The organism is Mesorhizobium temperatum (genome assembly GCF_002284575.1).
Classification (GTDB): domain Bacteria; phylum Pseudomonadota; class Alphaproteobacteria; order Rhizobiales; family Rhizobiaceae; genus Mesorhizobium; species Mesorhizobium temperatum.
In genome coordinates this window covers 357241-379370 of sequence record NZ_NPKJ01000068.1, presented here as the reverse complement: position 1 = coordinate 379370, position 22130 = coordinate 357241, and the positions used below count along the sequence as shown (strand labels likewise).

General features: G+C 64.1%; 22 protein-coding genes. 12 read left to right on the top strand and 10 right to left on the bottom strand.

All coding sequences use genetic code 11. The annotated features are described in order from the left end of the window. Positions 1–179: 179 nt before the first annotated feature. The gene (locus tag CIT26_RS28210) at positions 180–1442 is read right to left on the bottom strand and encodes a ubiquinone biosynthesis hydroxylase (RefSeq protein WP_095495791.1); all 1263 of its coding nucleotides are present in this window, start codon (positions 1440–1442) and stop codon (positions 180–182) included. A gap of 97 nt (positions 1443–1539) precedes the next feature. On the opposite strand from CIT26_RS28210, the gene tesB reads away from it, so the two are divergent. From tesB to CIT26_RS28180, 6 genes are all read left to right on the top strand, one after another. Beyond that, positions 1540–2415: an acyl-CoA thioesterase II gene (tesB, locus tag CIT26_RS28205; protein WP_095495582.1), complete on the top strand. Its 876-nt coding sequence runs from the start codon at positions 1540–1542 to the stop codon at positions 2413–2415. Between the two features lie 219 nt (positions 2416–2634). Further along, entirely contained in the window at positions 2635–2973 is a 339-nt protein-coding gene (locus CIT26_RS28200; protein ID WP_023800571.1) for a P-II family nitrogen regulator, read from the top strand. A gap of 31 nt (positions 2974–3004) precedes the next feature. After that, positions 3005–4432, top strand: a complete 1428-nt coding sequence (locus tag CIT26_RS28195) for an ammonium transporter (RefSeq protein ID WP_095495581.1) — start codon at positions 3005–3007, stop codon at positions 4430–4432. 260 nt (positions 4433–4692) lie between these two features. Continuing rightward, positions 4693–7347 (top strand): FtsK/SpoIIIE family DNA translocase, encoded by a 2655-nt coding sequence (locus CIT26_RS28190; protein ID WP_095495580.1) that lies wholly within the window; start codon positions 4693–4695, stop codon positions 7345–7347. Positions 7348–7514: 167 nt separating this feature from the next. Then, positions 7515–8198 (top strand): outer membrane lipoprotein carrier protein LolA, encoded by a 684-nt coding sequence (locus CIT26_RS28185; RefSeq protein WP_095495579.1) that lies wholly within the window; start codon positions 7515–7517, stop codon positions 8196–8198. A gap of 299 nt (positions 8199–8497) precedes the next feature. Then, positions 8498–9304, top strand: a complete 807-nt coding sequence (locus tag CIT26_RS28180) for an exodeoxyribonuclease III (protein WP_095495578.1) — start codon at positions 8498–8500, stop codon at positions 9302–9304. Between the two features lie 210 nt (positions 9305–9514). On the opposite strand, the gene CIT26_RS28175 is transcribed toward CIT26_RS28180, so the two are convergent. After that, on the bottom strand, positions 9515–9970 hold the full coding sequence (locus CIT26_RS28175; RefSeq protein WP_095495577.1) for a cyclic nucleotide-binding domain-containing protein: 456 nt from the start codon (positions 9968–9970) through the stop codon (positions 9515–9517). 231 nt (positions 9971–10201) lie between these two features. Then, positions 10202–10885, bottom strand: a complete 684-nt coding sequence (locus CIT26_RS28170) for a response regulator transcription factor (RefSeq protein ID WP_029349304.1) — start codon at positions 10883–10885, stop codon at positions 10202–10204. An 84-nt stretch (positions 10886–10969) separates the two neighbouring features. Between CIT26_RS28170 and CIT26_RS28165 the strand changes: the two genes are divergently transcribed. Further along, positions 10970–11566 (top strand): L,D-transpeptidase family protein, encoded by a 597-nt coding sequence (locus CIT26_RS28165; protein WP_095495576.1) that lies wholly within the window; start codon positions 10970–10972, stop codon positions 11564–11566. 124 nt (positions 11567–11690) lie between these two features. On the opposite strand, the gene CIT26_RS28160 is transcribed toward CIT26_RS28165, so the two are convergent. Beyond that, positions 11691–11939: a hypothetical protein gene (locus tag CIT26_RS28160; protein WP_095495575.1), complete on the bottom strand. Its 249-nt coding sequence runs from the start codon at positions 11937–11939 to the stop codon at positions 11691–11693. Positions 11940–12102: 163 nt separating this feature from the next. Between CIT26_RS28160 and gcvA the strand changes: the two genes are divergently transcribed. Beyond that, entirely contained in the window at positions 12103–13044 is a 942-nt protein-coding gene (gene gcvA / locus CIT26_RS28155) for a transcriptional regulator GcvA (protein ID WP_095495574.1), read from the top strand. A 52-nt stretch (positions 13045–13096) separates the two neighbouring features. Here gcvA and CIT26_RS28150 read toward each other — a convergent pair whose 3' ends face one another. The 6 genes from CIT26_RS28150 to tsaD all read right to left on the bottom strand — a co-directional run bounded on the left by CIT26_RS28150 (position 13097) and on the right by tsaD (position 17174). Beyond that, the gene (locus CIT26_RS28150; protein ID WP_095495573.1) at positions 13097–13519 is read right to left on the bottom strand and encodes a DUF1761 domain-containing protein; all 423 of its coding nucleotides are present in this window, start codon (positions 13517–13519) and stop codon (positions 13097–13099) included. Positions 13520–13652: 133 nt separating this feature from the next. Then, positions 13653–14351 (bottom strand): class I SAM-dependent methyltransferase, encoded by a 699-nt coding sequence (locus tag CIT26_RS28145; RefSeq protein WP_206072822.1) that lies wholly within the window; start codon positions 14349–14351, stop codon positions 13653–13655. After that, positions 14306–14731, bottom strand: a complete 426-nt coding sequence (locus CIT26_RS28140; protein WP_095495571.1) for an EVE domain-containing protein — start codon at positions 14729–14731, stop codon at positions 14306–14308. The genes CIT26_RS28145 and CIT26_RS28140 overlap by 46 nt, the downstream gene beginning before the upstream one ends. 28 nt (positions 14732–14759) lie before the next feature. Continuing rightward, positions 14760–15056 (bottom strand): YciI-like protein, encoded by a 297-nt coding sequence (locus CIT26_RS28135; protein WP_095495570.1) that lies wholly within the window; start codon positions 15054–15056, stop codon positions 14760–14762. Between the two features lie 25 nt (positions 15057–15081). Beyond that, positions 15082–16092, bottom strand: coding sequence for an NAD(P)H-dependent glycerol-3-phosphate dehydrogenase (locus tag CIT26_RS28130; protein WP_095495569.1), 1011 nt, complete (start codon positions 16090–16092; stop codon positions 15082–15084). Further along, a complete protein-coding gene (tsaD, locus tag CIT26_RS28125) occupies positions 16089–17174 on the bottom strand; it encodes a tRNA (adenosine(37)-N6)-threonylcarbamoyltransferase complex transferase subunit TsaD (RefSeq protein ID WP_206072826.1) in 1086 nt (361 codons plus the stop codon). The genes CIT26_RS28130 and tsaD overlap by 4 nt, the downstream gene beginning before the upstream one ends. A gap of 105 nt (positions 17175–17279) precedes the next feature. Here tsaD and hemC point away from each other — a divergent pair, with 105 nt between their 5' ends. The 4 genes from hemC to CIT26_RS28105 all read left to right on the top strand — a co-directional run bounded on the left by hemC (position 17280) and on the right by CIT26_RS28105 (position 22122). Next, the gene (gene hemC, locus CIT26_RS28120) at positions 17280–18206 is read left to right on the top strand and encodes a hydroxymethylbilane synthase (protein WP_095495567.1); all 927 of its coding nucleotides are present in this window, start codon (positions 17280–17282) and stop codon (positions 18204–18206) included. Between the two features lies 1 nt (position 18207). Further along, a complete protein-coding gene (locus CIT26_RS28115; RefSeq protein ID WP_095495566.1) occupies positions 18208–18924 on the top strand; it encodes a uroporphyrinogen-III synthase in 717 nt (238 codons plus the stop codon). A gap of 92 nt (positions 18925–19016) precedes the next feature. After that, positions 19017–20531, top strand: coding sequence for a COG4223 family protein (locus CIT26_RS28110; protein WP_095495565.1), 1515 nt, complete (start codon positions 19017–19019; stop codon positions 20529–20531). A gap of 10 nt (positions 20532–20541) precedes the next feature. Beyond that, positions 20542–22122, top strand: a complete 1581-nt coding sequence (locus tag CIT26_RS28105; protein ID WP_095495564.1) for a heme biosynthesis protein HemY — start codon at positions 20542–20544, stop codon at positions 22120–22122. The last annotated feature ends 8 nt before the right edge of the window (positions 22123–22130 follow it).

Genomic DNA, 22130 nt, shown 5'->3' with positions numbered 1-22130 from the left:
ACTTCCTGCGCTTACTACAGCGCCGCGCGCCTTCTGGGGCGCGCAAAGGACGCTGTAGAACTCTGATCTTGCGGGCTCACGTACCCAAAAGTAAGCTCCGCTCCGGTTCTCGGAACTCAGCGTTCTCGGCTCGGCCTGACCTGAAATCTCAACACACCCTGGCATGTCCGTGAGACGGATCAGATCGCCTCGCCCTTGAGCAGTTTCGGCGTGTCGCCCGACAGTCCGGACGCTTGGCGGATGAAGAAATCCTTCAGCCGCGGCAGGCGCTCGACAAGACCGAGGCCGACGTCGCGGACGGCGCGCAGCGGGCCGATGTCGTTGGAAAACAGCCGGTTCAGGACATCGGTGGTGATGCCCATCTGCAGCGTGTCGAAGCGCCGCCACTGCTGGTAGCGTTGGAGCACGTCAAGCGCGCCGATATCCTGTCCGAGCCGGTCGGCCTCGACCACCACTTCGGCCAACGCCGCCACATCCTTGAAGCCGAGATTGAGGCCCTGGCCGGCGATCGGGTGGATGCCGTGGGCGGCGTCGCCGGCGAGCGCAATGCGCGGTGCGACGAAGGCGCGGGCAAGCGTTAGGCCGAGCGGCCAGGCGCGTGGCCTGTCGGCGACGCGGATTTCGCCGAGCTTCAGGCCAAACCGCTGTTCCAGCTCGTGCTCGAAGACGAGGTCGTCGCTGTCGACCAGTTTTTCGGCATCTTCCGACCGCTCGACCCAGACGATCGACGAGCGGTTGGTCCCGTCCTTGTCCGGCTTGAGCGGCAGCGTGGCAAACGGGCCGGCTGGCAGAAAATGCTCTTCGGCGCGGCCATTGTGCGGCCGTTCATGCGCAACGGTGCAGACGATGCCGGACTGGCCGTACTCCCATTTCACCGTCTTGATGCCGGCCATGTCGCGCAGCTTCGAGTTGACGCCGTCGGCGGCGATCAGCAGCCGCGCCTTCAGTGTCGCGCCGTCGGCAAGATGCACGGTGATGCCGGCGCCGTTCACGTCGAAGGCACTGACGGCGACGCCTTCGATGATGTCGATGCCGAGTTTTTCAGCGCGCCTGCGCAAGGCGCCGTTCAAATCCCTGTTGGCGACCATATGCGCAAAGGCTTCGCCGGGCGCGACCTCTCCATCGAAAGTGAGAAACACCGGGCGCACCGGATCGGAAGTGCGCGAATCGGTGACGATCATCTCGGTGATCGCCTGCGCCTCGGGCGCGATTTCGGCCCAGACGCCGAGCTGGTCGAGCATGCGGCAAGCGGCAGCGGCGATGGCCGAGGCGCGGCCGTCCTTTTGCCAGACACCAGCGGGCGCGGCGTCGACGACAGCGACCGCCAGGCTTGGTCGTGCCTGTTTCAGCGATACCGCGGCGGCAAGGCCGACATAGCCGGCGCCGGCGACCAAGATATCGAGCGAGGTTCGGTTTTTGGCATCCGCCTTGCGGTCCACCATGGCAATTCCTTTCCGGCCAAATTCCCTTCCGGCCTTGACTGCCCGTCCTTCCTGTCGGAAACCGCCATAACACTTCTGCGGCGAGAGGGCGCGAAACATGACGGCGGCCATGGACGAGCTTCTCGGCATTCTCAACCTCGAGCAGTTGGAACACAACCTGTACCGAGGTCGCAGCCCCAAACTCGACTGGCAGCGTGTCTTCGGTGGCCAGACCATCGCCCAGGCGCTGGTCGCCGCCCAGCGAACGGTGGAGCCCGAACGCCACGTGCATTCGCTGCACGGCTATTTCATGCGGCCCGGCGACACCAAGGTGCCGATCATCTACCAGGTCGACCGCATCCGCGACGGCGGCTCCTTCACCACGCGCCGTGTCGTGGCTGTCCAGCACGGCCAGGCGATCTTTTCGCTGGAAGCCTCGTTCCAGCAGGACGAGGTCGGGCTCGAGCATCAAGTGCCGATGCCGCAGGAGGTGCCGGCGCCCGACACATTGCTGTCGCAGCGCGAACTGATTGGCAAGTTCGGCGAGGCCGTGCCCGACGGCATCAGGCGCTACTGGGAGCGTGACCGGCCGATCGAGATGAAGCCGGTGATGCTGGAGCATTACACCAGCCGGGAAAAGCTGGAGCCGAAGCAGAACATCTGGATCCGCACGACCGGCCCGGTTCCGGCCGATCCCGCCACGCAGGCGGCAGTGCTTGCCTATCTTTCCGACATGACGCTGCTCGATACCTCGACCTTTGCGCATGGCCGCGCCATTTTCGATAGCGACATCCAGGCGGCGAGCCTCGATCACGCCATGTGGTTCCACCGCAGCCATTCGCTTGACGACTGGATGCTCTACACGCAGGACAGCCCGTCGACGCAAGGGTCGCGGGGGTTCACTCGCGGGTCGCTGTTTGCCCGCGACGGCACGCTGATCGCCTCGGTTGCCCAGGAAGGCCTCATTAGGCTGAAGCGGCCGCCCGCCGAATAGGCATTTTTGCAAAATTGCCTATTTTTTAATCAGCTGCGTTGCCGCGACTATGCACAGTCAGCCGACAAACCTTCCCGAATTCCTTATTTAACAACAGGTTAACACCCTGCTTCGGCAATTGGCACGGAGCTTGAATCCTAGCGGGCACTCTCCGGCTCTCATGAGGATCGGCGACGTCGTACAAACGCGGGGGACCGCAACAGCAAAGGGTGAAACCTTATGAAAATCGTGATGGCAATCATCAAGCCGTTCAAGCTCGACGAGGTGCGCGAAGCGCTCACCGCAGTCGGCATCCAGGGCCTGACCGTCACCGAAGTCAAAGGCTACGGGCGGCAGAAGGGACACACGGAAATCTATCGTGGGGCGGAGTACGCGGTCAGCTTCCTGCCGAAGATCAAGATCGAAGTCGCGGTCGGCCTGGACATGGTCGACAAGGCCGTCGAAGCCATCACCGCGGCGGCCAAGACCGGTCAGATCGGCGACGGCAAGATCTTCGTTTTCGGCATCGACCAGGCGGTGCGCATTCGCACCGGCGAAACAGACACCGACGCGCTTTGAGCTGCGGACACGTATTCCAATGGAGAGTTCAATGAATATTCCTTCTACTTTGAAGTCGGCGGCGCGCACCGCGCTGCTGGGCTCGCTCGCTATCGCAGCACTGGGCACGGTCGCCGCATTCGGGCAGGAAGCGGCGCCGGCCGCACCGGCAGCGCCAGCGGCGCCGGCCTTTACCGTCGACAAGGGCGACACGACGTGGATGATGATTTCCACCATCCTGGTGCTGTTGATGACCATTCCCGGCCTTGCGCTTTTCTACGGCGGCCTGGTTCGCGCCAAAAATATGCTGTCGGTGCTGATGCAGGTCTTCACCATCACCAGCGTGGTCATGATCGTCTGGGTTTTCTACGGCTACAGCCTTGCCTTCACCCCCGGCAATGCCTTCGTCGGCGGCCTTTCCAAGATGTTTCTTGCCGGTGTCGACGTGACGACGGTATCGGAAACCTTCACCAAGGGCGTCGCCATTCCTGAACTGGTGTTCGTCATCTTTCAGATGAGCTTCGCCTGCATCACGCCCGCCCTGATCGTCGGCGCCTTCGCCGAACGCGTCAAGTTTTCGGCCGTGATCCTTTTCACCATCCTGTGGGTCACATTCGTCTATTTCCCGATCGCGCATATGGTCTGGTTCTGGGGCGGCCCGAGCGCTTATAGCGACCCGTCGGGGCTCATCTTCGGCTTCGGCGCCATCGACTTCGCCGGCGGCACCGTCGTTCACATCAATGCGGGCATCGCCGGCCTTGTCGGCGCGCTGATGATCGGTAAGCGCATCGGCTACAACAAGGACGTCATGGCGCCGCACTCGATGACGCTGACCATGGTCGGCGCTTCGCTGCTGTGGGTCGGCTGGTTCGGCTTCAACGCCGGTTCGAACCTCGAAGCCAATGCCTATGCGGTGCTGGCCATGGTCAACACCTTCGTCGCCACAGCGGCGGCGGCAGTGACCTGGATCGTGCTTGAAACGCTGCTGCGCGGCAAAGCGTCGATGCTTGGCGCGGTTTCGGGCGCGGTTACCGGCCTTGTCGCCGTCACGCCCGCTGCCGGCTTTGGCGGGCCGATGGGCGTCATCGTGCTCGGCATCGTCGCCAGCTGCGTCTGCTACTTCTTCGTCTCCGTCGTGAAGAACAAGTTCGGCTACGACGACAGCCTCGATGTCTTCGGCATCCACTGCATCGGCGGCATCATCGGTGCACTCGGCACCGGCATCCTGGTCAATCCCGCCCTCGGCGGCGCTGGCATCGTCGACTATTCGACAGCCGACTTCGCCGCCGGCTATGCCGGCACGGCGACCCAGCTGTGGTCGCAATTCAAGGGTGTCCTGGTAACCGTCCTGTGGTCGGGCATCGGCAGCGCCATCCTCTACAAGATCGTCGATATGATCGTAGGCCTGCGTCCGACAGCCGATGCAGAGCGTGAAGGGCTCGACCTCACCGCACATGGCGAAGCGGCCTACCACCCGTAAGCCCTGTCCGGGGCGGCCTCGGCCGTCCCGCATCCTCCCTCCCGTCGTGATGCTCCCGAAAGGGCTCACGCATTGAGGCCCGGACACGTTCCGGGCCTCTTTTTTTGCGCGCAGATGGCCGAGCCAGATACTCGCCGCAAGATACTTCCCCCAACCCCTTATAGTTAATGCTGCCTTAACCTTCCCGCCGATAGTCTGGAGCCCGAATCTGCCGAGCTGCGCGCACGCTATCGGCCGGGCAATGATAGACGGGGAAGAGCATGCGTTCAGGGGCTTCAGCACCGCTCGCGCTGGCCGATACGGGGCAGGGCATCCGGGCGTTCGCGCGGCGTCAGGTCGGCCGGCTGGTCGGCGCCGGCCTGTTTGCGCTGGTCGCCTTCGGTATCGCCAGCCTCGCCACCTGGAACGTCGCCGACCCAAGCTTCTCCCACGCCACCGATAACATCGTCACCAACGCCATGGGCTATGTGGGCGCTGTCTTCTCCGACCTTGCCATGCAGTTCTTCGGCCTTGCTGCCGTCGCGGCGTTGGTGCCGGCGGTGGTCTGGGGATTTCTGCTGTTTTCGGCGCGCGGCGTCGACAGGCTGCCGAGGCGCGGGCTCGCCTGGTTCGGCTTCGCGGTACTTGCCGCGGCCATCGCCGGCTGCGTGGTGCCGCCCAAGACCTGGCCGCTGCCGACCGGTCTCGGCGGCGTGTTCGGCGACATGGTGCTCAAGATTCCCGGCCTCGTCGTCGGCGGCTACCCGACGGGCCTCATCGCCAGCGTGCTCGCCGTGCTTCTCGCCGCGCCGGCACTGTGGCTGTTTGCCTATGGCTCGGCGTTGATTGCACGCCAGAACGGTTTCGCCGTCCTGGAGCAACCGGCCGCGCCCGATCCCCGGGACCAGGACGACCTGCTTTTCGACAGTGACGAGGACGAGGGCGACGAGGGCATTCTGGCACTTGGCGCGATCACCCATTGGTGGCTGTCGTTGCGCGCCTATCTCCGCCGCCGCGCCGCGCGCCGCCGGGAGCGCGACGATTTCGAACCGGAGATGGAACCGCGCGCCAGCGCCTGGCGCCGTGCTGCCGAGCGGGTCGAATCGGCCGAATTCGCCGAATCGCGGATGAGTGCCGATGGCCGCGCCCGCGTCGAGCCGGAATTCTTCGCCGCCATGGTCAACGACCGCAGTGCCTCGCTCGGTCCCGACGACGCCGATGTTTTTGACGATGACGACGACATGGATTTTGCGCCGGAGCCCGTGGGCCAGCGCAGCACTGCGCCCAATGCGAAGGTGCAGCCGTTCCGCTCCGATGCGGCCACACGCGTCGCGGCGCCTGCGCCCCGGCCCGTTCCGGGCGCTCGTGTCCAGCGCGAAGCCCAGACCTCGCTGATCGGTTCCGAACAATTCGAAATGCCGTCGCTGCATTTCCTGTCCGAACCGAAGAACGTCGTGCGCGACGCCAGCCTGTCCAAGGACGCGCTCGAGCAGAATGCCCGTCTGCTCGAGGGCGTGCTGGAGGATTTCGGCGTCAAGGGCGAGATCATCCATGTCCGCCCCGGCCCGGTCGTCACGCTTTACGAGCTGGAGCCGGCGCCCGGCATCAAATCGTCGCGGGTCATCGGCCTGTCCGATGACATCGCCCGCTCGATGAGCGCGATCGCCTGCCGCGTCGCCGTGGTGCCCGGCCGCAACGCCATCGGCATCGAGCTGCCGAACGCCAAGCGCGAGACCGTCTATCTCAGGGAGATCATGGCCAGCCGCGATTTCGAGACCACCAAGGCCAAGCTGGCGCTGGCGCTGGGCAAGACCATCAATGGCGAGGCGGTCATCGTCGACATCGCCAAGATGCCGCACGTGCTGGTCGCCGGCACAACCGGTTCGGGCAAGTCGGTCGCCATCAACACCATGATCCTGTCGCTGCTCTACCGGCTGACGCCGCAGGACTGCCGGCTGATCATGATCGACCCGAAAATGCTGGAGCTCTCGGTCTATGACGGCATCCCGCATCTCTTGACGCCTGTCGTCACCGACCCGAAGAAGGCGGTGGTGGCGCTGAAATGGACCGTGCGCGAGATGGAGGACCGCTACCGCAAGATGTCCAAGGTCGGCGTCCGCAACATCGACGGTTTCAACGCGCGGGTGCAGCAGGCGGAGAAGAAAGGCGAGAAAATCTCGCGCACCGTGCAGACCGGCTTCGACCGCCAGACCGGTGAAGCGATCTACGAGACCGAAAACCTCGATCTCGAGCCGATGCCCTACATCGTCGTCATCATCGACGAGATGGCCGATTTGATGATGGTCGCCGGCAAGGACATCGAAGGCGCGGTGCAGCGCCTGGCGCAGATGGCGCGCGCCGCCGGCATCCACGTCATCATGGCGACGCAGCGGCCGTCGGTCGACGTCATCACCGGCACGATCAAGGCCAACTTCCCGACTCGCATCTCCTTCCAGGTGACGTCGAAGATCGACAGCCGCACCATCCTGGGCGAGCAGGGCGCCGAACAGCTGCTTGGCATGGGCGACATGCTCTACATGGCCGGCGGCGGCCGCATCCAGCGCGTACACGGCCCCTTTGTTTCCGATGACGAGGTCGAGAAGATCGTCGCGCATCTGAAGCTGCAGGGCGTGCCGGAATATCTCGACGCCATCACCGAGGATGACGATGAGGACGACGACGAGCCGTCGGGCAAGGGTGGTTCGGGCGGTGGCGGCGGTAATTTCGAGGATTCCGACGATCCCTACGACCAGGCCGTTGCCGTGGTGCTGCGCGACGGCAAGGCCTCGACCAGCTACATCCAGCGCCGGCTCGGCATCGGCTACAACCGCGCCGCCTCGATCATCGAGAAGATGGAGAAGGAAGGCATTGTCGGCCCGGCCAACCATGCCGGAAAACGCGAGATTCTGGTGCCGACGGAGGACGACAAGTTCTGATCCGACCGGCAAGAACCAGGGGATTTGCCCGGCTGCAACGTCGACGGCGGCAACTTTGAAGCTTCTGGCGCGTTTGCAACGACCAAGCGCTGTTCGGCCGCCAAACTTAAGCCCAACTGGGGGGCCAAACACTGCGACAACAGATAAACCAGACGAGAGTGACCGGCATGAAAAACTCTTCTTTTGCCACGATCAGCGACTTTGCCCCGACCCGCCGCCAGCTGCTTGGCCTCGGCCTGGTCCTGGCAGGTGCTGCGGCCATCAACGTCGTACCCGGGATCCAGTTGCTGGCGTCGGCGCAAGCGGCGGTCCCACCCACCGCGCAGAAGATCGCCGACCATTTTTCCTCGGTCAAATCGATGACCGGCGAATTCGTGCAGTTCGGACCCAAGGGCGAGCAGACCGGTGGCAAGTTCTTTCTGGAACGGCCGGGCAAGATCCGCTTCAACTATGACGGGACGTCGAATTTCAGGGTGATTTCCGACGGCAAGTCGGTGGTCATCCTCAACAAGCGGCTGAAAACGTCCGATCTCTACCCACTGTCGAAAACGCCGCTCAAGCTGCTGCTCGACAACAAGATCGATCTCTCCGGCGGCCGCGTCAAAAGCGTCAAGGAAGAGAACGACGTCACCACCATTCAACTCGCCGACAAATCGGTTTTCGGCAGTTCGAAGATCACCATGATGTTCGATCCGAAAACCTACGAATTGCGTCAGTGGACGATCACCGATGCGCAAGGCAAGGACACGACGGTGATGATCTTCAACGTCAGGGAAGGCGTGAGCTTCGCCCCCGACACTTTTGCCATCGATTATACGGCGAACCGCGAACTGAACACCAAGTCGCGGTAGGGTCCGCTGTTTTTCAGGTGAGGCCGGCCTGCGAATGGCGGTTTCCTGCGCTTCCGGTGCTCACGTACCAAAAGTACGCTCCGCTCCGGTTCTCGGAACCCACCATTTTCGGCTCGGCCTGACCTGAATCTCAACACACCTTGGAATCGGCCTTGTTTCGATAGCTGTGCGAAGTCATGGGCCGTGCCTTACCAGGCGCGGCCGGCTTGTTTTTGCGGTGCGCGGCTGGCAGTAGTTTCCGGGATTGACTTTCCGTCGGAGCCATCTGGCGGACCTTGCGCCGTCCCGGAATCCCAAACATGCCCTTTTCCATCGCTACCTGGAACATCAATTCCGTCCGTCTGCGCATGCCGCTCGTCGAACGCCTGCTTGTCGGACAGGCACCGGACGTGCTCTGCCTGCAGGAGACCAAAGTTCCCGACGAACTGTTTCCCGAAAAGGCGTTTCGCAAGCTCGGCTACGAGCACATCGTGTTCCACGGCCAGAAGGGCTATCACGGCGTGGCGACGGTGGCGCGCCGGCCGCTCGAAGTGGTCGAAAAGCGCCGCTTCTGCGAGATCGAAGACTGCCGGCATCTGTCGGTCACCGTGCGGGCCGGCGGGAAGGCGATCCTGCTGCACAATTTCTATGTGCCGGCCGGCGGCGACGAGCCCGATCCGGAGATCAACCGCAAGTTCAGGCACAAGCTGGATTTCGTCGCCGAAATGAACGCCATCCGTGCCGAGCACGACGAAGTGTCCGGCTCGATCCTGGTCGGCGACCTCAACATCGCGCCGCTCGAGCACGATGTCTGGTCGCACAAGCAGCTCCTGAAAGTGGTCAGCCATACGCCGGTCGAGACGGAAAGTTTCGAGGCGATGCGGCTCGCCGGCAACTGGGTCGACCTGATGCGGCTCAACGTGCCTTATGAGCAGAAGCTCTACACCTGGTGGAGCTATCGCGCGCAGGATTGGGAGGCGTCGGATCGCGGCCGGCGGCTCGACCATGTCTGGTCCTCGCCAAACCTGGTCACGAGCTTTGCCGGCTACGAGATCCTGCGGCCGGCGCGCGGCTGGGAACGGCCTTCAGACCATGTGCCGGTCATAGCGCGGTTCGACCTGGATTAGGTATATCGATATTCAGATGAGGCCGGCCTGCGAATGGTGGTCTCCTGCGCTTCCGGTGCTCACGTACCCAAAAGTACGCTCCGCTCCGGTTCTCGGACCCCACCATTCTCGGCTCGGCCTGATCTGAATCTCGACACACCTCAGCCCTTGCCGCCCTGATCCGATTGGCTTTCACGGTCTGTTGTGAGAGCGAGTTGAAAGCATCCGGGTTCAGTTGTCGAATCGCGGCGCCAGTTTCTCGATGCGGCGGATCAATGCCTGAAAATCCTCGGAGATGCGCTGGTGCAGATGGACCGCGACATCGGGATACTCCTCCAGGATGCGGCGGAACATCTTGCGGCTGAGCCGCAGCACTTCCGAATCGATCTCGGCGGATGCGCTGGTCAGCCGGTTGGTGTCGGCAATCAGCGCCAGTTCGCTCAACATGGTACCGGGGCCGGCCGTTCCTATCGGGACGCGGGCGCCATCCTGCTCGCGATAGAGGACTATGCGCCCACTGACCACGATATAGGCACAATCGGCCTCGTCGTCCTCGCGGTAAAGCTTGTGGTCGGCCTGCAGCCTGGTAGCTTCCGCGCCAAAGGCGAGCAGACGCAACTGTTCCTCCGTGAAGCCCTCGAAGAGCCTCACGGCGGACAGGATGCGGATGTCGTCATCCAACGCCATCTAGCTATGTCCCCGAACGGCCAGTCCAATCCCTCCTTAGAGCGCCGAGCCTCCCTTTGGACGCGCAAAGGACGCTCTAAACGCTTTGAAATCGACGCACCGTGCTTTCCAAAAAAATAGATTCCGATTTTTGGTCGATGCGTCAGCGAGTTCGATCCAGAACCACCTCCAGTCTCAGGATCGTACCCGAAAGCGGCCCCTGCCCCGACCGCTGATTGAATGGTTAAATGTTTAAGGAACCAGCTTGTAGCCGCCGCTTTCTGTCACAAGAATTTCTGCATTGGAAGGATCGCGCTCGATCTTCTGGCGCAGCCGATAGACGTGGGTTTCCAGCGTGTGCGTGGTGACGCCGGAATTGTAGCCCCAGACTTCCTCGAGCAGCACGTCGCGCGTCACCACCTTCTGGTCGGCGCGATAGAGATACTTGATGATCGAGGCTTCCTTTTCGGTCAGCCGCACCTTGGCGCCGCGCTGGTCGATCAGAAGCTTCTGGCTGGGCTTGAAGGTGTAGGGGCCGACCGAAAATGTGGCGTCTTCGCTCTGCTCATGCTGGCGAAGCTGCGCGCGGATGCGGGCCAAAAGAACCGCAAAGCGGAACGGCTTGGTGACATAGTCGTTGGCGCCGGCTTCGAGGCCGAGGATCGTGTCGGAATCGGTGTCGTGCCCCGTCAGCATGATGATGGGCGACTTATAGCCGCCCTTGCGCAGTATCTTCACCGCCTCCCGGCCATCCATGTCGGGCAGGCCGACATCCATGATGAGCAGATCGATGAGGCCGCCGCGGGCCGTGGCGACGCCTTTGGCGGCGGTTGATTCCTGCAGGACGTCGAATTCCTCATAGAGAGACAATTGCTCGACGAGCGTGCCGCGCAGGTCGTCATCGTCATCGACGATCAGAATGGTGCGTGAAGTCATGGATCAATCCGTTGTTTTGAAAAGAAAATTCAGTTGACCGCTGCCTGTTTATGCGGAAGCTGACCGGCACAACAGCCGATCACAATGATTTGTTCCGTGGCACGATCATACAAGAAAAAACGCGTGTGCAATGAGGCGAGCGCATTTTTGCGAAAAGGGCTTTGTGTTCTCACGGTGCGTGCTAGGCCCGGCCACGCCAGCCAGGGGCTCCTGCAGGCCGGCAAACTGGTGTTTTCCTGTGCGCTGGGACGCGGCGGCATATCGGCCGGCAAACGCGAAGGCGATGGCGCCACGCCGCTTGGTTCGATGCGGATCCTGTCGGGATATTTCCGTAACGATCATTTCTCCGGCGGCCGCAAAACCCGGCTGGCGATGACGCCGATCCGTCCCGATCTCGGCTGGTGCGAAGTGCCTGAGGACCGCAACTACAACCGTCCGGTCAAGATTCCCTATGGCGCCAGCCACGAGCGGATGCTGCGCGCCGACCGGCTCTATGATGCCTGCCTGGTGCTCGACTGGAACATTTCGCCGCGCCGCCGCGGGCGCGGCAGCGCCATCTTCTTTCATCTGGCGCGCCCCGGCTTCACGCCGACGCAAGGCTGCGTCGCGGTGACAGCACGCACGATGGCCCGGCTGCTGCCGCTGCTGTCGGACCGCACTGTGATGAGGGTAGTGAGGTAGTGAATGGTGAATGGTGAATGGTGAATGGTGAATGGTGAGTAGTAGTGAGTATGGAAGTTGGCCGTTACGGACATCCGTCGACGCGCCGCTTACTCACCTTCACCATTCACCATTCACTACCTCACTACTCACTACTCCGCTTCCGCGGCCTCTGCCAGCCGATGTCGAGCAGACCCAACCGGCCAAGTTCCCGGTCCATCACGTGCGCGACATCCTTGCGTTCGGCGCCGATGTCGCGCAATTGGCGGTCCGGAAGATCCTCGACGTTCTCATGCGGGAGGTTGATCGCGATTTTTGCATGGCGGAACCAATCAGACACCGCGCGCAGCCAGGCCGGGCGGATGGTTTCAGAGCTCAAGGCAATGTGAGACATGGTGCAATCCGCTTCTCCGGATATCAAATCCGGCTTGATGTTTGTTCGATGGTCACATCATGACGGATTGAAATTAAAACGAGAAACGAGTAGTTTTCTCTCCATCTTCAAGTTTTGTTTGAGGATTGGAAATGCTCGACCGGCCTCTTCTCGTCCTACTCTGATGGCTCGCCTGCTGCCCGGAACCCGTGCACTGAGGACGCTGGAGGCGGCGGCCCGGCACCTCAATTTCACCCGCGCCGCAGACGAGCTCGGCCTGACGCCGGCCGCGGTCAGCCACCAGATCAAGGAAATCGAGGATCAGCTCGGCATCGTGCTGTTCACGCGCACCAGCCGCACAATTCGGCTGACGGAGGCGGGCGCGGTGCTGTTCGAGGCCTCGACCGACGCGCTCGACCTGCTTGGCCGGGCCGTCTCACGGGCGCACAAGATGGCGCGCGGAACGGCGCTGCTGAAAGTGACCCTCGACGCCCAGTTCGCCACAAAATGGCTGATGCGGCGCGTCGATGATTTCCGCAAGCAGCGGCCGGGCATCGAGCTCCGCTTCGACATTGCCTCCGAATTGCGCGATTTCGAGCTGGACGACGTCGATGTCGGCATCCGTTTCGGCGCGGGAAAATATCCGGGCCTTTACACCCACCGACTGTTCGAAAATGTCATCATCCCTGTGTGCAGCCCCAGCCTGCTGGCGTCCGGCCCACCGCTGCGCGAGCCACGCGATCTCTTCCATCACACGCTCGCCCATATCGAGTGGGCGCGACAAGGCGTGACCTGGCCGAATTGGCGGATGTGGATGGCGGCGGCCGGCGTCGACGATTTCGACGACAGCCGGACAATCGTGTTCAGCACCTCGACCGACGCCGTACAGGCCGCGCTCGACGGCAATGCCGTCGCACTCGCCGATTTTGCCATGGTGGCAAACGACCTTTCCGAGGGCCGGCTGATCCGGCCCTTCGAACTTGGCATCAAGGTTCCGCCCGACTTCGCCTATCATCTGGTCTATCCCATCGCCTCGGCCAACGACCCCAGGATCGTGGCGTTCAGGGATTGGCTCCTGAATGAAGTTCACAACCCGCAGCCGGACCGACGCTTGGATGAGCTTTAGGTCGCTCTGAGTGGCCAGCCGGCGGTCGTCGACCTATTTCGTGGCGGCAGGGTCAGCCGGCGACTTCCGCCGCGCCGAACCAGCCGATCACCGCGCCGATGATAAGCAGCACGCCAAGCCAGTGGCCGCAGTCTATGATGGTCAGATCCCAGCCGAAACCTTGGTAGCGATGATTGACGGAAAGCGTCGTGGCGACGAATCCGAGCCAGAGAACGAAGCCGAAGACGAGCCCGGCAACGAGGCTCAGTTCGCCACCGGTCATCGCTCCAATGACCAGAGACATGACGAGCGCCATGACAAGTTCCGCGATGAAGCTGATGACGAAGGGCAACGGCGATTTACTCATGGTCGCCGGATCAAGCTTGGCGGCCTTGAGCCATGGCTTGCTCAAGCCCATGTACCAGGCAGCGCCGAACAACCACGCCACCACGGCGGCGACGATCACCGCCAGCCAGTTCACCGCTGAAAAATCCATGATTCCCTCCCCGGAAGCATGTCGCCCAAAAGCGTGCTCCCGGGCCCGAACCGGGGTGCCCAGCGGTTTTGGGGACAACGACATGCGTATTCTCAAAATCGATGCGTGATGGAACGCCTGTTCGGCGGTGCCGTCAAGCAAACCGCCAGACGGTCGTGCGCTTGACCAGGGCGTCTTCCAGCGCCCGGGTTACCGCCACTTCGTAGACGGCAAGCGGTTCCAGCCCGATCTTCGGCAGATAGGAGCGGCCGGGATCGCCAACCAGGATGTCGGCGCCGCGCGCCTTCAGCGTAGCGAACCATGGCATCAGCCTGTCGGCGAAGGATTTGTCGTAGAAGACGTCGCCGGCCAGAACCACATCCCAACCCGCATCGGTTCCGATGCAGTCCGAGCCGAGGAACTTTATCCCGACCTCATTGGCCTCGGCGTTGAGGCGGATCGCGGTCGCGCAGAACGGGTCGATGTCGGCGGCGATCACCTCTGCGGCGCCGGCCTTCGCCGCCGCAATGGCGACAAGGCCGGAACCGGAGGCAAAGTCGAGCACGCGCTTGCCGTGCACATCAGCCGGATTGTCGAGGATGTAGCGGGCAAGGCCCTGGCCGCCGGCCCAGGCGAAGGCCCAGAAAGGCGGCGGCAGGCCGATTTCGGCCAGTTCGTCCTCGGTCCGCTGCCACAGATCATGCGCCTCGTCGGCGAGATGCAGCAGGATCTCCGGCACATGCGGCGGCGCCATCAGCGCCGTGTTGTCGAGGATGAAGCTTTTCGCGCTGTTTGGCGTCAGCGCCGTCACGGAGCCGGCGTCAGGCCGCCCATGCGGCAGACCTCTTTCCATTCGGCCGGCGTCACCGGCTGCACGGAAAGCCGTCCGAGCCGGACCAGTGCCATCTCGGCAAGCTTGGGGTTGGCCTTGACCTGTTCCAGCGTCACCGGCTTCGGCACATCCTTGACGGCGCGGATATCGACGCATTCCCAGCGCGGATCATCAGTAGTGGTGTCCTGATGGGCCAGCGCGCAGACCTCGACGATGCCGACCACATCGAGCCCGTCGTTGGAGTGGTAGAAGAAGCCGAGATCGCCGATCTGCATCGCCTTCATGTTGTTGCGCGCCGCATAGTTGCGCACGCCGTCCCACTGCGTGCCGGCCTTGCCCTTCGCCTTGAGGTCCTCGAAGGAGAAGACCGAGGGTTCGGATTTGAACAGCCAGTAGTTCATCGTTTTTGCTCCTCCTGGCGGCTGGAGATCAGGCAGCCGCCGGCTTGTTGAAGGTCCAATTCCATTGCCGGATTTCGACGCTTTCGAACAGCCCGGCCTTGGCGTAGGGGTCTGCTGCCGATAGCGCCTCTGCCGCGGCCAGATCGGGCGCCTCGACCACGACCAGGCTGCCGTTCGGCTTGCCGTCGGTGTCGAGGAACGGACCGGCGAAGGCCAGCTTCTTCTCGCCGTTCAATCCTTCCAGGAAGGCAACATGCTCGGGCCGCGTATCCAGCCGCACCTGCAGGCGTCCGGCCCTGTCCTTGCAAATCAAAGCAAACAGCATCTTTCCATCTCCGGTTCGTTCGAGGTTACACGTCGCTTTCGGTCTTCAGCGGCCTTGTCATCAGCGCCGACACAGCCTGGCGGATGGTGATCGTGCCGTCCAGTATGGCGGCGACGGCGGTGATGATCGGCGCGTCGATCTTGCGTTCGGTGGCGATGCGGGCGGCGATCGCCGCCGTCGGCACGCCTTCGGCCAAGCGCAGCCCGGCAAGCGGCTTGCCTTGCCCCAGCGCCAGCCCGTAGGCGAAATTGCGCGACTGGGCGGACGAGCAGGTCAGCAACAGGTCACCGAGGCCGGAAAGTCCCATCAGCGTTTCCGGCCTGGCGCCGAAGGCAGCGCCGATGCGGCGCAATTCGACAAAGCCGCGCGTCACCATGGCGGCCTGGGCGCTGGCGCCGAGCCCAGCGCCGGTGACCGCGCCGGCGGCAATGGCGAAAACGTTCTTCAGCGCGCCGCCGATCTCGACGCCGATGAGATCGTCGCTCGAATAGCAGCGCAGGTTCTGCGCCGAGAAGCGGGCGGCAAGATCGGCTGCCAGACCCTCGTTGCGGGCGGCGACCACCACGGCCGTCGGCAGACCCCTGGCGACGTCGGTGGCGAAGCTCGGGCCCGACAGGGCGGCAACCGGATTTTCAGGCAGGATCTCGTCGACGATCGCCGATAGCAATGCGCCGGTGTCACGCTCGATGCCCTTGGCGCAGAGGACCAGCGGGACGCCGTTCGGCATAGCGCCTTTCGCGGTGGTCAGCATGGCGCGCAGCGACTGCGCCGGCGCCACCGCCAGAACGCAGTCGGCGCCGTCGAGCGCAGCCTCGATGTCGCTCGTTGCCACGATGCCGGCCTGCAGCGCGATGCCAGGCAGATAGCGCGGATTTTCGCCACGGTCGATAGCGGCGACGGTCTCCGGGTCGCGCGCATAGAGGCGGACGAAATGATCGGCTCGCAACATGGCCAGCGCCAGTGCCGTGCCCCAGGCACCGCCGCCGAGCACAGCAATGCGCCAGCCGCTTGGCGCCTTCTGCCCGCTACCGGTCATGCCTTGGCCCCGCGCCGGCCCGAGCCGACCATCGGGGCAGAGATGCTGTCCAGCGGCCAGCGCGAGCGCGGCACGAAATCGGCGGCGTTCTCACCTGATATGCCGGCGCGCAGCCGTTCGATGCCGGCCCAGGCGATCATCGCGGCATTGTCGGTGCAGAGTTTGAGCGGCGGCGCGACGAAAGCAAAGCCGGCTTTCTCGCACCGGCCTTCCAGCGTCGTCTTGATCGTCCGGTTGGCGGCGACGCCGCCGGCGACAACGAGCGCTGGCTGCAATTCGCCTGGAAACTCCTGACGGAATCGGTTCAGAGCCCTCGAAACACGATCGTCCAGCGCATCCGCCACCGCCGCCTGAAACGAGGCGCAGATGTCGGCGACGTCCTGGTCGCTCAATGGAGCAATGGCCGTCGCCTCCTGGCGCACGGCGGTCTTCAGTCCGGAAAAGGAGAAATCGGGCTGCGCCGAGCCTTTCATTGGCCGCGGGAAGGCGAAGCGCGTGGCGTCGCCGGTCGCCGCCGCCTTCTCGACATTCGGTCCACCGGGATAGGGCAGGCCGAGCATCTTGGCCGTCTTGTCGAAGGCTTCGCCGAGCGCATCGTCGATGGTTGTCGCCCAGCGCTGGTAGTCGCCGACGTCGCGCACCGCGACGATCTGCGTGTGGCCGCCGGAAACCAGCAGCAACAGGTAGGGAAAGTCGAGCCCGTCGGTCAGCCGCGCGGTCAGCGCATGGCCCTCGAGGTGGTTGATGGCGATCAGCGGCTTGTTTGCGGCCGCGGCAATGGCTTTCGCCGTCATCAGCCCGACGATCAGCCCGCCGACCAGGCCGGGGCCGGCGGTCGCAGCAATCGCGTCGATGTCGGCGAGATCGACGCCTGAATCGGCGAGCGCTGCCTCGATGATGCCGTCCAGCGCCTCGACATGGGCGCGTGCGGCGATTTCCGGCACGACGCCGCCAAAGGCGGCATGCTCCTCGATCTGGCTGAGCACGATATCTGACAGGATTTTGGGTGCGCCGCCGGCGTCCAGCGCTACCACGCTGGCGGCGGTCTCGTCGCAACTCGTCTCAATGCCCAGAACGCGGATCAATTCGTCGCCATCCCTAGAGATTGTGCAACCAGCCTTTCCCCGTTAGGAGAAAGGCTGGTTAAACGGCCTCAATCTGCCGGGGGTTATCACGGACGGCGCGCCATGCAAACAACCTTGAAAATCGGAACACGCGGCAGCCCGCTGGCGCTGGCGCAGGCGCATGAAACGCAGGCGCGGCTGATGGCGGCGCACGGCATGCCGGTTGAGGCGTTCGAAGTGGTCGTCATCTCGACCAGCGGCGACCGCATCCAGGACCGGCCGCTGGCGGAAGCCGGCGGCAAGGGCCTGTTCACCAAAGAGATCGAGGAAGCGCTGCTGGCGCGCCGCATCGACATCGCCGTGCATTCGTCGAAGGACATGCCGACGGTGTTGCCGGACGGGCTGGAACTAGCCGCCTTCCTGCCGCGCGAGGATGCGCGCGACGCTTTCGTCGGCAAGGCGGCGAAAACGATCGCCGGATTGCCGCACGGCGCGAAGGTCGGCTCGTCGTCGCTCAGGCGCCAGGCTCTGATCCGGCGGATGCGGCCGGACCTCGAGGTGGTGATGTTTCGCGGCAATGTGCAGACGCGGCTGCGCAAGCTCGACGAGGGCGTCGCCGACGGCACCATCCTCGCCTATGCCGGGCTGAAGCGGCTCGGGCTCGAGAATGTCATCACCGACCTGATGCCGCTCGACAGCTTTCCGCCGGCGCCGGGGCAAGGCGCGATCTGCATCGAAAGCCGCGTCGGTGACCTCGATGTGGAAAGGATGCTGACGGCAATCCACGACGTGCCGACCGGACAGGCGCTGGCCTGCGAGCGCGCCTTCCTTGCGGCGCTCGACGGGTCGTGCCGCACCCCAATCGCCGGCCATGCGACGATATCGGGCGGAACGGTTTTCTTCGCCGGGCTGATCATCTCGCCGGACGGCACGCAATCCCATGAGGTCAAAGCGGAAGGCCCTGCGCAGGATGCCGCCCGCATCGGCGAGGACGCCGCCAGGACCGTGCGGGCCAGGGCCGGCGAAAAATTCTTCGACGGCTGGGCCTGACATGGTTCGCGTCCTGGTGACGAGGCCGGAACCGGGCGCCTCGCGCACGGCACAGCGGCTGCGAGATCAGGGCTTTCAGCCGATCCTGCTGCCATTGACCGAAACGGTGGCTCTGCCGGTCGATGCGGACGGGGTCGCATACAATGCCGCCGCCGTTGCGGTCACCAGCGCCAATGCTGTGCGCCATGCGCCGAAGGAAATCATCGCGGCGCTCGCCGCTTTGCCGTGCCATGCAGTCGGCAGACGGACAGCGGAATCGGCCCGCACGGCGGGATTCCTGTCCGTCAGCGAAGGCCCCGGCGATGCCGAGGCGCTGGCCGATGCGCTTGCCGGCGGCTTCATGGCAAAGACGATCATCTATCTGTGCGGACGCGTGCGGTTTCCGGCGTTCGAGGCGCGGCTGAAGGCCGCTTGTGTCCACGTCCGCGCCATCGAGACCTACGACACCGTTGCGCCAAGCTATTCGGACGCTGCAATCCTTGCGCGCCTGTCCGGCCAGCCGGTTGAAGCGGTGCTGCTCTTTTCGGCCAAGCCGGCGGCAGCGATGCAGGCCCTGACCGAACGGCCGGCGCTGCGCGATCTTTTTGAAGGGACATGGTTTTTCGCGCTGTCCGGACGTATTGCCGCAGCCTTGGAAACTGTCGCCTCAGAAAAGCTCCGCGTTGCGCCGGAGCCCAGCGAGGAGGCACTGCTGGAGCTTTTGCGGACGTGGCGTTGACCCCGTGTCATCACGCCGCCCCCTTTTCACCGCTTGGTGATGTGCTAGACCCTTTCTGAACCATCCAGAAGCGAATTTTGCGGAGCCTAAGCATGGTCAAGACGCCGAAGATGCGGCATTCGAAAAGCCGTCGCGAGCCGGTGACCATCGAGCTCGAACCCGGCGCTGTCTCGCGCGTTGCCGACGAGGATGCCGCCAACGGGCGGACCGACGAGGCGAAGGCGGAGGAAGCGGCAAACGCGTCGCAGCCGGAAGCGCCTGAAGAACCCGTGCATGCCGATCAGACCGACATCGAGCCGTGGGAACATGCCGACGCGGCCCCGCCGGCCGGCTCGGAAGAGCCGGCAGAGGGCGGCGCCAAAGGTGCCGAAGGACCCAAACCGACCTATCCGGCCGGCTCGGAGGCATCAGCGAACCGGGCCTTCGACTACGACTTCGACGACGCATCCGCCAAAGCCAGTGGGAGAGGGGCCAGCGGGACGGGGACCAGCGGCGGGACCGATGAAGCGCCGAAAGAAACCCAGACAGGGTATGAAGGCATGGCAGCGCAGCCGAAGCGTGGCGGCATCAACGGCATCGCTGCCGGCATTATCGGCGGCGTCATCGCGCTCGCTGCCGCCGGAGGGCTGCAGTTTGCGGGCCTGCTCGGCGCGCCAGGGGCTGGCGATGTCTCCTCGGGCGGCGTGTCGCTCGATAGCATCAATGGCGAAATCGCTTCGCTGAAGAGCGAGATCGCCGGGCTCAAGGACACAGCCGGCAACAATGATGCGTCGGCCAAGGTGGACGGGCTGTCGTCGGCGCTGGATCAGGTCAAGACGGATGTCGCGGCGCTGAAATCGGCGGTCGAGCAGGGCGGCGCAGGCGACACTGCCGGGCTTGCAGCGCTTGGCGACAAGGTCAGGCAGATCGAGACGGCGGTCGCTGCCCTTGGCCAAGCCGGCAATACGGCGCCGGTCGATCTCGGGCCGCTCAACGAAAAGCTGGCCGGGCTCGACGCGGCGGTGAAATCCGCGGGTGAGACGGCGACGGCGCAGGACCGCCGGCTTGCGGCGCTGGAACAGTCGGTGGCGCAGCTTTCCGGCAAGGTCGAGGCACAGGCAGGGCAGCCGAAGGTTGCGCTCGCCATCGCCGCTTCGGCGCTGAAGGCTGCCCTCGACCGCGGTGCGCCATTCGCTGCTGAACTCGAAACCTTTGCGGCGATTTCACCGGATGCACCTGAGATCGCAGGCTTACGTGCCTACGCCGAAAAGGGCGTTCCGACCCGTGCGGAGATCGCCGCCGAAATGCCTGCCGCCGCCAATGCCATGGTCGCTGCGTCCGAGCCCGTCGACCAGAATGCCGGCTTCCTGCAAAGCCTGCTGTCGAGCGCCGAATCGCTGGTCAAGGTCAGGCCGATCGGTGCCGTCGAAGGCGCCGGGGCACCGGAAACCGTCGCCCGCATGGAGGTGGCGGTCAACCAGGGCGACTACGCCAAGGCGCTCAACGAATACGATAGGCTGCCCGAGGCGGTGAAGGCTGCCGGCGCCGATTTCGCCGGCAGATTGAAGGCGCGAATCGAGGTTGAGAAGCAGGTCGACGCGCTGATATCAGGTGCGATGAAGGCGTGAGGGAAACCCGATGATTCGCATTCTGCTTTTCCTCGCCGTCGTTTTCGCGCTCGCCCTGGGTTTCGGCTGGTTGGCCGACCGGCCGGGCGAGATGGTCGTCACCTTCAGCGGCTATCAGTACCAGGTCAGCCTGATGGTGGCGGCGGTGGCGGTTGTCGCCGCGGTTGCCGCGGTGATGATCGTCTGGTGGCTGCTCAAGGCGCTGTGGAACAGTCCCTACACCATCTCGCGTTATTTCCGCGTGCGCCGTCGCGATCGTGGCTATCAGGCACTGTCGACCGGCATGATCGCCGCCGGCGCCGGTGACGGAGCGCTCGCCCGCAAGAAGACCAAGGAAGCGGCAAAGCTGATCCGCTCCGACCAGGAGCCGCTGATCCATCTGCTGGGGGCGCAAGCTTCGTTGCTGGAAGGCGACCACGAGGGTGCGCGCGAAAAGTTCGAGACCATGCTCGATGATCCGGAAATGCGGCTGCTCGGCCTGCGCGGGCTTTATCTCGAGGCTGAGCGCCTCGGTGATCGCAACGCGGCGCGGCACTATGCCGGCCGTGCCGCGGTGATGGCGCCGCAACTGGCCTGGGCCGCCGAATCGACGCTGGAAGACCTGACCGGGCGCGGCGACTGGGACGGCGCGCTGAAACTGGTCGACGCGCAGAAATCGACGCGCCAGATCGAGCGCGACGCCGCCAACCGGCGTCGCGCCGTGCTGCTCACCGCAAAGGCGCAGTCGCTGATCGACAGCGATCCCAATGCCGCCAAAACCGCTGCTCTCGAGGCCAACCGGCTGCGGCCGGATTTTGCCCCGGCGGCGGTCGTCGCAGCTAAACTGCTGTTCAGGCAGAACGACGTGCGCAAGGGCGCGAAGATACTCGAAGCGGCGTGGAAAGCCGAGCCGCATCCGGAGATCGCCGAGCTTTACACACACGCCCGGCCGGGCGATGCCGTGCTCGACCGCCTGAACCGGGCGAAGAAGCTGCAGGAGATGAAGAAGAACCACGCCGAATCCTCGCTGGCGGTGGCGCGCGCCGCGCTCGACGCGCAGGACTTTTCAACCGCCCGCCAGGAGGCCGAGGCAGCCATTCGCATGGATCGCCGCGAAGGCGCCTATCTGCTTCTGGCCGACATCGAGGAGGCCGAGACCGGCGATCAGGGCAAGGTGCGGCAGCTTTTGTCCAAGGCAGTGCGTGCACCGCGCGATCCGGCCTGGGTTGCCGATGGCGTCGTCTCCGAACGCTGGGCGCCGGTGTCGCCGATCACCGGCAGGCTCGACGCCTTCGAGTGGCGGGCGCCGATGGAGCGGCTCGGCCCGCTCATCGACAGTGACGAGGACGCGCCGGACGTCGCGGTGCCGACCATTGCGGCGCCCATAAAGCCGGCAAAGGAAAATGTGATCGAGCTGAACCCCGCTGGTTCGTCCGAAAAACCGACCACCGCGACGGCATCGGAAAGCGGCGAAGACGATGTTACGCCGGTCACCGCGCCGGATGCCGAAGCTGTCGAACCGGCGGAGGAACTGGCCCGGCTGCCCGACGACCCCGGCGTCGATCCGGATGACGAAGACCAAAAATCACCACGCAAATTTCGATTGTTCTGATTTGGCTG

What these genes read in the sequence shown, in the direction of transcription:
- CIT26_RS28210 (WP_095495791.1), bottom strand. Translation starts at nt 1,442, where the DNA reads ATGGTGGACCGCAAGGCGGATGCCAAAAACCGAACCTCGCTCGATATC.
- tesB (WP_095495582.1), top strand. Translation starts at nt 1,540, where the DNA reads ATGACGGCGGCCATGGACGAGCTTCTCGGCATTCTCAACCTCGAGCAG.
- CIT26_RS28200 (WP_023800571.1), top strand. Translation starts at nt 2,635, where the DNA reads ATGAAAATCGTGATGGCAATCATCAAGCCGTTCAAGCTCGACGAGGTG.
- CIT26_RS28195 (WP_095495581.1), top strand. Translation starts at nt 3,005, where the DNA reads ATGAATATTCCTTCTACTTTGAAGTCGGCGGCGCGCACCGCGCTGCTG.
- CIT26_RS28190 (WP_095495580.1), top strand. Translation starts at nt 4,693, where the DNA reads ATGCGTTCAGGGGCTTCAGCACCGCTCGCGCTGGCCGATACGGGGCAG.
- CIT26_RS28185 (WP_095495579.1), top strand. Translation starts at nt 7,515, where the DNA reads ATGAAAAACTCTTCTTTTGCCACGATCAGCGACTTTGCCCCGACCCGC.
- CIT26_RS28180 (WP_095495578.1), top strand. Translation starts at nt 8,498, where the DNA reads ATGCCCTTTTCCATCGCTACCTGGAACATCAATTCCGTCCGTCTGCGC.
- CIT26_RS28175 (WP_095495577.1), bottom strand. Translation starts at nt 9,970, where the DNA reads ATGGCGTTGGATGACGACATCCGCATCCTGTCCGCCGTGAGGCTCTTC.
- CIT26_RS28170 (WP_029349304.1), bottom strand. Translation starts at nt 10,885, where the DNA reads ATGACTTCACGCACCATTCTGATCGTCGATGACGATGACGACCTGCGC.
- CIT26_RS28165 (WP_095495576.1), top strand. Translation starts at nt 10,970, where the DNA reads ATGATTTGTTCCGTGGCACGATCATACAAGAAAAAACGCGTGTGCAAT.
- CIT26_RS28160 (WP_095495575.1), bottom strand. Translation starts at nt 11,939, where the DNA reads ATGTCTCACATTGCCTTGAGCTCTGAAACCATCCGCCCGGCCTGGCTG.
- gcvA (WP_095495574.1), top strand. Translation starts at nt 12,103, where the DNA reads ATGGCTCGCCTGCTGCCCGGAACCCGTGCACTGAGGACGCTGGAGGCG.
- CIT26_RS28150 (WP_095495573.1), bottom strand. Translation starts at nt 13,519, where the DNA reads ATGGATTTTTCAGCGGTGAACTGGCTGGCGGTGATCGTCGCCGCCGTG.
- CIT26_RS28145 (WP_206072822.1), bottom strand. Translation starts at nt 14,351, where the DNA reads ATGGAAAGAGGTCTGCCGCATGGGCGGCCTGACGCCGGCTCCGTGACG.
- CIT26_RS28140 (WP_095495571.1), bottom strand. Translation starts at nt 14,731, where the DNA reads ATGAACTACTGGCTGTTCAAATCCGAACCCTCGGTCTTCTCCTTCGAG.
- CIT26_RS28135 (WP_095495570.1), bottom strand. Translation starts at nt 15,056, where the DNA reads ATGCTGTTTGCTTTGATTTGCAAGGACAGGGCCGGACGCCTGCAGGTG.
- CIT26_RS28130 (WP_095495569.1), bottom strand. Translation starts at nt 16,092, where the DNA reads ATGACCGGTAGCGGGCAGAAGGCGCCAAGCGGCTGGCGCATTGCTGTG.
- hemC (WP_095495567.1), top strand. Translation starts at nt 17,280, where the DNA reads ATGCAAACAACCTTGAAAATCGGAACACGCGGCAGCCCGCTGGCGCTG.
- CIT26_RS28115 (WP_095495566.1), top strand. Translation starts at nt 18,208, where the DNA reads ATGGTTCGCGTCCTGGTGACGAGGCCGGAACCGGGCGCCTCGCGCACG.
- CIT26_RS28110 (WP_095495565.1), top strand. Translation starts at nt 19,017, where the DNA reads ATGGTCAAGACGCCGAAGATGCGGCATTCGAAAAGCCGTCGCGAGCCG.
- CIT26_RS28105 (WP_095495564.1), top strand. Translation starts at nt 20,542, where the DNA reads ATGATTCGCATTCTGCTTTTCCTCGCCGTCGTTTTCGCGCTCGCCCTG.